The organism is Nocardioides sp., from assembly GCF_004803405.1.
Taxonomy (GTDB): Bacteria; Actinomycetota; Actinomycetes; order Propionibacteriales; family Nocardioidaceae; genus Nocardioides; species Nocardioides vastitatis.
In genome coordinates this window covers 1-11,154 of record NZ_SSXI01000007.1, presented here as the reverse complement: position 1 = coordinate 11,154, position 11,154 = coordinate 1, and the positions used below count along the sequence as shown (strand labels likewise).

The window sequence follows — 11,154 nt, the reverse complement described above, 5'->3', positions numbered from 1 at the left end:
ATCCGCGGCGATGAGCGCCAGGCGTCGGGTCGCGGCGTCGGCACGAGCCGAGTCCGCGCGGGTAACGGTGGATCGACTGGCCTGCATGCGGGCACGCTAGGCAGGCGGACCGGACAGTCGCACCCGCGACCGCCCGGGCCTGTGGACAGCGTCCGGCAGCCCACCGGCTGTGAACGCGGGCTGGCCGATTCGACAGACCGAGCGCAGCGCCGTCAGACGAGCAACGGGGCGACGCAGATCGCGAGCATGCCGGGACCGACGTGGGCGCCGAGCACCGCGCCGAGCTCGACGCAGCGCACGTCGCGCCCCTCGAGCGCGTCGGCGAGCCGCTCCGAGATCCGCCGGGTCAGGGCGGCGGCGCGTTCGGCGGCATCCAGGTGGGCGACAGTGACCTCGACCCGTTGCTCGGCGGCCGCCTCGACGGCCAGGCCCTCGAGCCGGGCGATCGCCCTCGCAGCCGTGCGGACCTTCTCGCGGGGCGCGATCACGCCGTCGACGATCCCGAGCAGGGGCTTCACGGCCAGCGCTCCGCCGAAGACCGCAGCGGCGGCACCGATCCGCCCACCCCGCCGCAGGTACTCCAGGGTGTCCACGTAGAACAGCGACGCGGCGGCGCCGGCACGAGCCCGGGCAGCGACGGCGGCCTCCTCGGCCGAGCCGCCACCAGCGAGCACCGCGGCCGCAGACTCGACGGCGTAGCCCGTCGCCACCCCGACCTGGCGGGTGTCGACACAGGTCACCGGCACCGGCGCCTGACGGGACGCGACGAGGGCCGACTCGAACGTCCCGCTCACCTCACCCGACAGGTGGATGGAGACGATCTCGGTCGCGCCCTCCCCCGCGAGCCGCGCATAGAGGTCGGCGAAGATCGCCGGCGACGGCCGCGAGGTGCTGACCGCGCGCTTCTCTCGCAACGCCGCCGCGACACGCTCCGGTGTCGCCTCGGCGGACCCTTCGTCGTACGACACGTCGTCGATCACGACCTGGAGGGGCACCACCGCGATGCCGTGCTCCTTCTCCACCTCGGGGAGGAGGTGGGCCGTCGAGTCGGTGACCAGTGCGACGGACATGCCGGTGAGGTTATCCCGAATCGGCCCTGCGGCCGGCCCGCGTGCGCGTCGCGGCTGAGCGATCGCCCGTGCGCCGGCTCAGACGACGATGTTGACGAGCTTGGGCGCGCGCACGATCACCTTCCGGACCTGGCGACCGTCGATCGCCTTCGTCACGGCCGGGTCCGCCAGCGCGGCCGCCTCGAGGTCGGACTCGCTGATCCCCGGCGAGACCTCCAGGCGTGCGCGGACCTTGCCCTGGATCTGGACGACGGCGGTCACGGACTCGTCGACCAGCAGCTCCGGGTCGACGGTCGGCCAGGCCGCCTGGGCGACCGTCGGCTCGTGGCCCAGCCGCTCCCACATCTCCTCGGCGGTGTACGGCGCGACCAGCGAGAGCAGGATCGCCACCGCCTCGGTCGCCTCCCGCACAGCCGGGTCGGCCGGACCGCAGCCGGAGTCGATCGCCTTGCGGGTCGCGTTGACCAGCTCCATCGTGCGCGCCACCACGACGTTGAAGCGGTAGGACTCCAGCAGCTGCGCGATCTCGTGAACGGTCTTGTGGGTGATCTTGCGCAGGGCCACGTCGCCGGTCGAAACGTCCACCCCGGGCGCCGAGGTGACGTCACCGGACAGTCGCCACGCCCGCTGCAGGAAGCGGACCGACCCGCCCGGCGAGACGTCGGCCCAGTCGATGTTGTCCTCGGGCGGGCTGGCGAAGACCAGCGTCAGCCGCACGGCGTCCACGCCGAACTCCGCGAGCTGGTCCCCCAGGTTGACGCCGTTGCCCAGCGACTTGCTCATCTTGCGCCCGTTGTTGATGACCTTGCCCTGGCTCAGGTACGCCGAGAACGGCTCGTCCCAGTCCAGCAGCCCCGCGTCTCGCAGGGCCTTGGTGAAGAACCGGGCGTACAGCAGGTGCAGCACGGCGTGCTCGTCGCCGCCGATGTAGAGGTCGATCGGCCCCCACGCGTTCGCCAGCTCGGTGTCGAACGCCTGCGTGTCGTCGTGCGGCGACACGTAGCGCATGAAGTACCACGAGGAGTCGACGAACGTGTCCATCGTGTCCGTGTCGCGGGTGGCCGGCCCCCCGCACGCGGGGCAGGCGACATTGACCCAGTCGGTGGCTGCGCCCAGCGGCGACGTGCCCTTGGGCTTCAGGTCGGCGCCGCGCAGCTCCGGCAGCTCGACCGGCAGCTGGTCCTCGGGGACCGGCACCTCCCCGTCGACCGGGCAGTGGACGATCGGGATCGGGGCACCCCAGTAGCGCTGCCGGGACAGCAGCCAGTCGCGCAGCCGGAAGTTGATCGTCCCGGAGCCGTGGCCGTTGCGCTCCAGGATGGCGATCGCCTCGCTGATGCCGGCAGCCTTGTCGGACTTGCCGTCCAGCGGCCCGGAGTTCACGTAGACGCCGTCGCCGGTCGTCGCGACGCCGCTCTCCTCCGGGTTGTCCTCACCGGTGTCGACGACACGGCGGACCGGCAGGCCCATCACCCGCGCGAAGTCCAGGTCCCGCTGGTCGTGGGCGGGCACGGCCATGATCGCGCCGGTGCCGTAGTCGGCCAGCACGTAGTCCGACGCCCAGACGGGCATCTGCTCGCCGGTGACCGGGTTGGTGGCGTGCACGCCCAGGAAGACCCCGGTCTTCGGGCGGTCGGTCGCCAGGCGGTCGATGTCGGTCTCCTTGCGCACGTCGACCAGGTAGTCCTCCAGCGCCTGGCGCTGGTCGTCGGACACCAGCTCGGTCGCGAGGGCCGCGTCGGCGGCGACCACCATGAATGTGGCACCCCACAACGTGTCCGGTCGCGTCGTGAAGACGGTCATCGGCTCGTGGCCCTCGACCTCGAACGTGACGTGAGCGCCCTCCGACCGGCCGATCCAGTTCCGCTGGGCGTTGACGACCTTGCCGATCCAGGCCGACTGCAGGTCGTCCAGGCGGTCGTACAGCTCCTGGGCGTAGGCCGTGGTGCGGAAGTACCACTGGGTCAGCTCCCGCTTGGTGACCTCGGCGCCGCAGCGTTCGCAGGCGCCGTCGACGACCTGCTCGTTGGCCAGGACCGTCTGGTCGTTCGGACACCAGTTGACCGGGCTGTTCTTGCGGTAGGCCAGCCCCTGCTCGCGCAGCTTCAGGAACAGCCACTGCGTCCAGCGGTAGTACTCGGGGTCGGACGTGTGCAGCCGTCGCGACCAGTCGAAGCTCAGGCCGTAGCGCTTCATCGACGCCAGCTGGGTCTCGATGTTGGCGTAGGTGTACGTCGCGGGGTGCTCGTCGTTGCGGATGGCGGCGTTCTCGGCGGGCAGGCCGAAGGAGTCCCAGCCCATCGGGTTCAGGACCTCGTAGCCACGGAAGCGCCAGTAGCGGGCGATCACGTCGTGCAGGGCCAGCACCTCGGCGTGACCCATGTGGAGGTCGCCGCTCGGGTACGGGAACATCGTCAGGGCGTAGCGCTTCTCGCGCCCGCCGCTGCGTACGACGTCGTCGTCGGCGCGGAAGGTGTCGAGCTTCTCCCAGACGGGCAGCCACTTCTCCTCGACCGCGTGGACGTCGTAGTGGACGTCGGTCTCGCTCATGTTCAATCCCTCGTCTCGTTCCTGCTCCGGGCGCTGCAGTCCGCGGCCCTGCGTCGGAGGAGCGTCGTGACACAGAAAAGCCCCTCGGGCATCGAGGGGCGGCCGCGTCGACTACTCCGACTCCGGTCGACGCGGCTAGCTAAGGAGCAGGCTCATCCGCACCGGCTCATGCTACCGCGCCGCCTGCTGGACGCTCCACAGCGCCGCGACCGCGGAGCGCACACCCTAGGGTCGGGGGCATGACCGTCACTGATCTCTTCCGACTCGACGGCAGGGTCGCCGTCGTCACCGGCGCGAGCTCCGGCCTGGGTGTCGAGTTCGCCAAGGCGCTCGCGGAGGCCGGCGCCGACGTCGTCCTCGGCGCACGCCGGGCCGAGCGCCTCGCCGACACTGCGCAGCTGGTTGAAGCCGCGGGCCGCCGGGCGGTCAGCGTCGCTACGGACGTGGCCGACCCCCGGTCGTGCCAGGCGCTGGTGGACGCGGCCGTGGCCGAGTTCGGGAAGGTCGACATCCTCGTCAACAACGCGGGCGTCGGCAGCGCCGTCCCGGCGACGAGGGAGACGCCGGAGCAGTTCCGCCAGGTGATCGACGTGAACCTGAACGGCTGCTACTGGATGGCCCAGGCCTGCGGCCGGGTCATGCAGCCGGGCTCGAGCATCGTCAACATCTCCTCGGTGCTGGGCCTCACCACGGCAGGACTCCCCCAGGCCGCCTACGCCTCCTCCAAGGCGGGCCTGATCGGCATGACCCGGGACCTCGCCCAGCAGTGGACCGGCCGCAAGGGCATCCGGGTCAACGCGATCGCGCCCGGGTTCTTCGTGTCCGAGATGACCGAGGCCTACCCGCCGGGTTACATCGAGGAGCAGCAGAAGCGGATTCCGGCGGGCCGCAAGGGCGACCCGCGCGAACTGGCGGCGACCGTGGTGTTCCTCGCCTCCGACGCCGCCGGCTACATCACCGGGCAGACGCTGCCGGTCGACGGCGGCATGACGATCACCTGAGCCCACGCGCTGAAGGGCCCCCTGCCGCGAGGGCGGCAGGGGGCCCTGTCGTCGTACGACGCTCAGCGTGCCGGGTAGGCCACGACCACCGAGGGGCGCGGGAACGCGTCCGTGTGGGGCCAGGTGCTTCCCGGCTCCTCGAACGTCGACCCGTCGATCTCGCCCGGGTGCTGCACGGCCACCCAGAGCGCCCGGTCGCCGTCGGTGATGAGCGGGCCACAGGCCTCCGCACCCTTGGGCACGGTGCAGAACTGCTGCACATGGCCACGGCTGGGGCCTTCGACCGGCACCCGGAAGACACCGTCGTTGCTGCCGAGCACGTTCCCGTCGGTGGAGATCCACAGGTTGCCCTCTGAGTCGAACGCGACGTTGTCCGGGCAGCTGATCGGGCTCACCTTCGACCTGTCGAACCCGCCGAACCAGGTCTCCGGCGAGGCGGGGTCGCCGCAGACCAGGAAGAGGCTCCACCCGAACTCGGTCGCGGCGTGGTCACCGCCGGCGGGCGTCATCTCCAGCACGTACCCGTTGCGGTTGCCGCTGGCGCTGGTCAGCGGCGCACCGAGGCTGGCCCGGACCTGGGAGGCCTGGAGGGGGTTGGCCTCATCCACCGGCATGGAGGCGCTGCCACGGCGGGAGTTGTTCGTCAGCGCGGCGTAGACCTTGCCGTTGACCGGGTTGGCCTCGACGTCCTCCGGCCGGTCCATCTTCGTCGGTGCCACCTTGTCAGCGGCCAGCCGCGTGAAGAGCAGCACGTCGGCGACCGACATGCCCGCGACGAACGACTGGCTGTCGGAGCACAGCGGGATCCAGGTCCCCGTGCCGTCGTACTCGCCGTCCTCGGCGCCGTCGCCGGTCAGCCGGGCGACGTACAGGGTGCCCTTGCTCAGCAGCGTGAGGTTGTGCCGCCGGGCGCGTGCCGTGGGCTTCGGGTCGAACCGATCGGCGGAGACGAACTTGTACAGGTAGTCGCCCCGCTCGTCGTCGCCCATGTAGGCGACCGCGCGGCCGTCGCGAGCGAGGCTGACGTTGGCACCCTCATGCTTGAACCGGCCGAGCATCGTGTGCTTCCGCGGCGTCGACCCGGGGTCGTACGGGTCGACCTCGACGATCCAGCCGAACCGGTGCGGCTCGTGCGGCTCCTTGGAGAGGTCGAAGCGGGGGTCGACCGAGCTCCACCCGCGGCCGGACCCGCTGATGCCGTACCGCTGGTACTCGGCGGCGTAGGCGGGGTTCAGTCCGGCCCCGGCGTCGAAGTACTGGTTGAAGTTCTCCTCGCCCGACAGCACGGTGCCCCAGGGGGTGGTGCCACCCGCACAGTTGTTCAGCGTGCCGAGGACCTGACGGCCGGTGGGGTCGGCGCTGGTCCGCAGCCGGACGTCACCTGCCGCGGGTCCGGTGAGCTCGAAGGTGGTGCGGATGTGGATCCGGCGGTTCTCGACCGCCCGCCCGAGGCCGGCGCGCCGCCAGGAGCCCGCCGTCCGGCCGCGTCGAACCCGCACCACGGACATGCCGTGGTTGGTCATCGCGATCCGCTTGACCTCGTCGTCGCTGTAGGCGCCTGCCGGGAACATCAGGTTCTCGTCGGTGTACTCGTGGTTCACCACGAGCAGGGCCTCGTCGCGGCGCAACGGGAGCAGGCCGACGTAGTCGCAGTTGTAGCCGAACTGCTTCTCGGCCGCCTCGACGCTCTGCCGGCGCACGTCGAAGTCGGGCGCGCCCTTGACCACCGGGTCACCCCAACGGATCACGACGTCGTGGTCGAAGCCCGAGGCCGTCGTGAACGCGTCCCGACGGTTGGGCGCGACCGGGCTGAACTCCGCGGTGGCGAGGGTCGCGCCACCCGGTCGACCCGGCCGACCGGGACGGGTCGGCGCCCCGGTCGCCGCAGCGGCCAGACCGCCGTCGGCGATCACACCGCCCACGACGAGCGCCCCTGCGCCCACCGCGCCACCGCGGAGGATGCTGCGGCGGCCGACCGCCTTCGCGATCTCGTCCTGGATGTGGGCGTGGTCGGTCGGGTTCGGCTCCGGCTTGTCACAGGCGTTGCCGCAACGGAAGAAGCAGGTCAGATGGGAGCGGGAACCATGGCGGTTCCCCTTCGGGACGAGGGACAGCAGCGGGCGGGTCTCGGGTCGCACAGAGGTCATGGGCGCAGCCGACCAGTCGCGGGTGAACCCCGAGTCGCACCGAGGTGGCGCGTCGGTGAAGCGCGATCGACCCCTGACCGAGTGCCGGCCCGCACCGCCCCCGTTGCCGCCCTCCGGCGGCCGCTACGGGCGGTCGGTGATGTCCTCGTAGTCGGGGTGCTTGGTGATCCACCTCGCGACGTACCGGCAGTGCGGGATGACCCGCTTGCCCTGGCTGCGCACGTCGTCGAGCGCGAACTTCACGACTTCGCTCGCCAGCCCGCGGCCGTCGTACTCGTCGTCGACCTCGGTGTGGACGAAGTCGACGTGCACGTCGTCGGGAAGCCGGTACTGGGTGAAGCCCACGAGGATGTCGCCGTCACGGATCTCGTAGCGGCTGAGCTCGGGAGCGTCGACGTACTCGATGCGGCTGTCGTCGGGCGCCTCGGTCATGCGCCCATGATGGCAGCCAGGACCGGCGACCGAAACGCAGCGGAGGCCGCCCCGAGGGGCGGCCTCCGCCGACTATCGAGCTAGCTCGACGGCTCGCTCACTTCAGATCGAAGCGGTCTAGCTCCATCACCTTGACCCACGCCGAGACGAAGTCGTTGACGAACTTCTCCTTCGCCTCGTCGCTCGCGTAGACCTCCGAGAGCGCCCGGAGCTGGGAGTTCGAGCCGAACACGAGGTCGACCGCGGTGGCCGTCCACTTGACCTCGCCGGAGACGAGGTCGGCGATCTCGTACACGTTCTCGTCGGACTCCGACGCCTTCCACTTCGTGCCCGGCGACAGCAGGTTCACGAAGAAGTCGTTCGTGAGCACCTCGGTCCGGTCGGTGAGGACACCGTGCCTGGCGCCGCCGTGGTTGGCGCCGAGGGCCCGCAGCCCGCCGACCAGCACGGTCATCTCCGGGGCCGAGAGGTCCAGCATGTACGCACGGTCGACGAGGAGCGTCTCGGGCTGAGCCTTGTCGCCCGGGCGCAGGTAGTTGCGGAACCCGTCGGCGCGCGGCTCGAGGTACTTCGCCGAGCTGACATCGGTCTGCTCCTGCGTGGCGTCGCTGCGGCCGGGCCGGAACGGCACGGTGATCTCGACGCCGGCGTCCCTCGCGGCCTTCTCCACCGCCGCGCAGCCACCGAGCACGATCAGGTCGGCGAGCGAGACCCTCTTGCCACCGGTCTGCGCGGCGTTGAAGCCCTGCTGCACCTTCTCGATCGCGCTCAGCGCGACCTCGAGCTGCTCGGGCTGGTTGATCTCCCAGCTCCGCTGCGGCTCCAGACGGATCCGGGCGCCGTTGGCGCCGCCTCGCTTGTCGGTCTTGCGGAACGTGGCAGCGGAGGCCCACGCGGTCGAGACCAGCTGCGAGACCGAGAGGCCGGACCCGAGCAGCTCGGCCTTGAGCGCGGCGACGTCCTGCTCGTCGACCAGCTCGTGGTCCACCGCCGGCACCGGGTCCTGCCAGATCTGGGGCTCCGGCACCCACGGCCCGAGCATGTGCGGGCCGACCGGACCCATGTCGCGGTGCAGCAGCTTGTACCAGGCCCTGGCGAAGGCGTCGGCGAGCTGGTCGGGGTTCTCCAGGAAGCGGCGCGAGATCTTCTCGTAGACCGGGTCCATGCGGAGGGCGAGGTCGCTGGTCAGCATCGTCGGCAGCCGGTTGGGTCCGCCGTGCGCGTCCGGGATGATCGCCTCGGCGTCCTTGGCGACCCACTGCTTCGCGCCGGCCGGGCTCTCCGTGAGCTCCCACTCGTAGCCGAAGAGGATCTCGAAATAGCGGTTGCTCCACTGGGTCGGCCGGTCGGACCAGGTCACCTCGAGGCCGCTGGTGATGGTGTCCGCGCCCTTGCCGGTGCCGTAGGCGCTCTGCCAGCCCAGGCCTTGCTCCTCGAGCGGGGCGGCCTCCGGCTCGGGGCCGACGAGCTCCGGGTTGCCGGCGCCGTGGGTCTTGCCGAAGGTGTGGCCGCCGGCGATCAGGGCGACGGTCTCCTCGTCGTTCATCGCCATCCGGGCGAAGGTCTCGCGGATGTCACGTGCCGAGGCGAGCGGGTCGGGGTTGCCGTTCGGGCCCTCGGGATTGACGTAGATCAGGCCCATCTGGACTGCGCCGAGCGGGTCGGAGAGCTCACGCTCGCCGCTGTAGCGCTCATCGCCCAGCCAGGTGTCCTCGGGGCCCCAGAAGATCTCCTCGGGCTCCCAGACGTCCTCACGACCGAAGGCGAAGCCGAAGGTCTTGAAGCCCATCGACTCCAGGGCGACGTTGCCGGCGAGGACGAGGAGGTCGGCCCACGAGATCCTCTGGCCGTACTTCTGCTTGACCGGCCAGAGCAGCCGGCGGGCCTTGTCGAGGTTGGCGTTGTCGGGCCAGCTGTTGAGCGGCGCGAACCGCTGGCCGCCGTCGCCGGAGCCGCCGCGGCCGTCGAAGACCCGGTAGGTGCCGGCCTGGTGCCAGCTCATCCGGATCATCAGGCCGCCGTAGTGGCCGAAGTCGGCGGGCCACCAGTCCTGCGAGGTCGTCATCACCTCGGTGATGTCCTGCTTGAGCGCCTCGACGTCGAGCTTCTTGAACTGCTCGCGGTAGCTGAAGCCCGCACCGAGCGGGTTGCCGGCCTCGCTGTGCGCGTGGAGGACGGAGAGGTCCAGCATGTTCGGCCACCAGTCCCGGTTCGACCGCGGACGGTGCGCCTTGGGAGTCGGCGAGTCGATCGCCGGGTTCTCGCTCTCGCTGCCGTGGGCCGTCACACCGTCGTGCGCGACCGGGCATCCGGCCTCGGCCTTGCGATCCACCCCCTGGGCACTTCCCTCGCCAGGGAGAGGCGGGTGGTCCTTGTTCTCGGTCATGCTGCAACCTTTCGGTGGGCTGTTGCGATCAGGAGTTGCTTGCAGAGCAGTCGGGGCAGGTTCCCCAGTAGATGACCTCGGCCTCGTCGATCGAGAAGCCGTGGTCGACGGAGGCCGCCAGGCACGGTGCGTGTCCGACGGCGCAGTCCACGTCGGCGATCCGGCCGCAGGACCGGCACACGACGTGGTGATGGTTGTCCCCGATCCGCGTCTCGTAGCGAGCGAGAGAGCCCGCCGGCTTGATGCTGCGCACCAGGCCGGCGTCGGTCAGCGTGTGCAGCGAGTCGTACACCGCCTGGTGCGAGACCTCGGGGAGCTCCTCGCGCACGGCGTCGATGATGGACTCGGTGTCGGCGTGCGGGTGGGTGTGCACCGCCGTCAGCACCGCCACCCGGGGACGAGTGATCCGGAGCGCGGCTCCCCGCAGCATCTGCTGGAAGTCCGGGGTCGTGGTCACGTCGGACAGTCTGCCACTTTTCTGGAATCAGTCAAGACTGGCTCTCGCTGACAGTGAGCTGGCGTACCAGCGACGCGATGGTCGCGACCGCCTGACGCATCCGTCCAGCAGGCGTCGCAGCGTAGCCGAGCACGAACCCTGCGGGACCGTCGCCCGTGCGGTGTGACGAGAGGGCATGCACGACGATCCCGACGTCCCTCGCCCGCTCAACGACCGCGACGTCGTCCACCGCGTCGGGCAGGGTCACCAGCAGGTGCAGTCCGGCAGCGACACCGTGGACCTCGGCCTGCGGGAGGTGCTCGGCGAGCGCCGCCAGCAGCGCGTCGCGGCGCTCGCGATGGCGTGCCCGGACCAGGCGCAGGTGCCGCTCGAACGCGCCGCTGGTGATCAGGTGGGCGAGGGCGAGCTGTGGCAGCGACGGACTGGCGAGGTCCAGCCAGTAGCGCGCCTCCACGAGCTCACGGTGGAGCGGCTCCGGCGCGAGCAGCCAGCCGAGCCGGATCGCCGGCGCGAGCGACTTGGAGACGCTGCCCAGGTGCACCACGCGGTCCGGCGCCAGCCCGTGCATCGCAGCCACCGGCGGGCGGTCGTACCGGTGCTCGGCGTCGTAGTCGTCCTCGAGCACGAGCCGGCCCTGCTCGGCACGAGCCCAATCGACGAGCGCGCGACGGCGGTCCGGCCCGAGCACCGTGCCGGTCGGGAACTGGTGCGCGGGCGTCACCAGCACCGCGTCCACGCCGGTCCGGGCCAGCGCGCCGACGTCGAGACCGTCGGCGTCGACGGGCACCCGCACCGGTTGCAGTCCCCATCGTTCGAGGTGGATCCGCGCACCGCGCGAGCCCGGATCCTCGAAGCCGATCCGGGTGACGCCACGCTCGGTCAGCACCTTGGCAAGGAGGGCCAGAGCCTGCGAGACGCCAGCGACCACCAGGACCTCGTCGGGGTGGGCGCGGATCCCGCGGGTCCGCGCCAGCCAGCCGGCCAGGGCCTCGCGCAGGGCGGTCATGCCTCGCGGGTCGCCGTAGCCGAGGTCGGCACTGGACGCCTCCGCCAACGCCGTCCGCTCCGCCCGGGCCCACGCGGCGCGGGGGAAGGCGGACAGGTCCGGCAG

General features: G+C 71.1%; 8 protein-coding genes. 1 reads left to right on the top strand and 7 read right to left on the bottom strand.

Going from position 1 to position 11,154, the window contains the following annotated elements; genetic code table 11:
• Positions 1–212: 212 nt before the first annotated feature.
• Both E7Z54_RS00730 and leuS read right to left on the bottom strand, forming a co-directional pair.
• Positions 213–1,070, bottom strand: coding sequence for a DegV family protein (locus E7Z54_RS00730; protein WP_136430908.1), 858 nt, complete (start codon positions 1,068–1,070; stop codon positions 213–215).
• Between the two features lie 78 nt (positions 1,071–1,148).
• Positions 1,149–3,620: a leucine--tRNA ligase gene (gene leuS / locus E7Z54_RS00725; RefSeq protein WP_136430907.1), complete on the bottom strand. Its 2,472-nt coding sequence runs from the start codon at positions 3,618–3,620 to the stop codon at positions 1,149–1,151.
• A gap of 239 nt (positions 3,621–3,859) precedes the next feature.
• Between leuS and E7Z54_RS00720 the strand changes: the two genes are divergently transcribed.
• On the top strand, positions 3,860–4,621 hold the full coding sequence (locus E7Z54_RS00720) for an SDR family NAD(P)-dependent oxidoreductase (RefSeq protein WP_136430906.1): 762 nt from the start codon (positions 3,860–3,862) through the stop codon (positions 4,619–4,621).
• Between the two features lie 62 nt (positions 4,622–4,683).
• On the opposite strand, the gene E7Z54_RS00715 is transcribed toward E7Z54_RS00720, so the two are convergent.
• The 5 genes from E7Z54_RS00715 to E7Z54_RS00695 all read right to left on the bottom strand — a co-directional run.
• Positions 4,684–6,768 (bottom strand): PhoX family protein, encoded by a 2,085-nt coding sequence (locus tag E7Z54_RS00715; protein WP_136430905.1) that lies wholly within the window; start codon positions 6,766–6,768, stop codon positions 4,684–4,686.
• A 123-nt stretch (positions 6,769–6,891) separates the two neighbouring features.
• Positions 6,892–7,200: a GNAT family N-acetyltransferase gene (locus E7Z54_RS00710; RefSeq protein WP_136430904.1), complete on the bottom strand. Its 309-nt coding sequence runs from the start codon at positions 7,198–7,200 to the stop codon at positions 6,892–6,894.
• Between the two features lie 97 nt (positions 7,201–7,297).
• Entirely contained in the window at positions 7,298–9,586 is a 2,289-nt protein-coding gene (gene katG / locus E7Z54_RS00705; RefSeq protein ID WP_136430903.1) for a catalase/peroxidase HPI, read from the bottom strand.
• A 28-nt stretch (positions 9,587–9,614) separates the two neighbouring features.
• On the bottom strand, positions 9,615–10,016 hold the full coding sequence (locus tag E7Z54_RS00700; RefSeq protein WP_136430909.1) for a Fur family transcriptional regulator: 402 nt from the start codon (positions 10,014–10,016) through the stop codon (positions 9,615–9,617).
• 58 nt (positions 10,017–10,074) lie between these two features.
• On the bottom strand, positions 10,075–11,154 hold a 1,080-nt coding region (locus E7Z54_RS00695; RefSeq protein WP_136430902.1), incomplete at its 5' end, for a PLP-dependent aminotransferase family protein.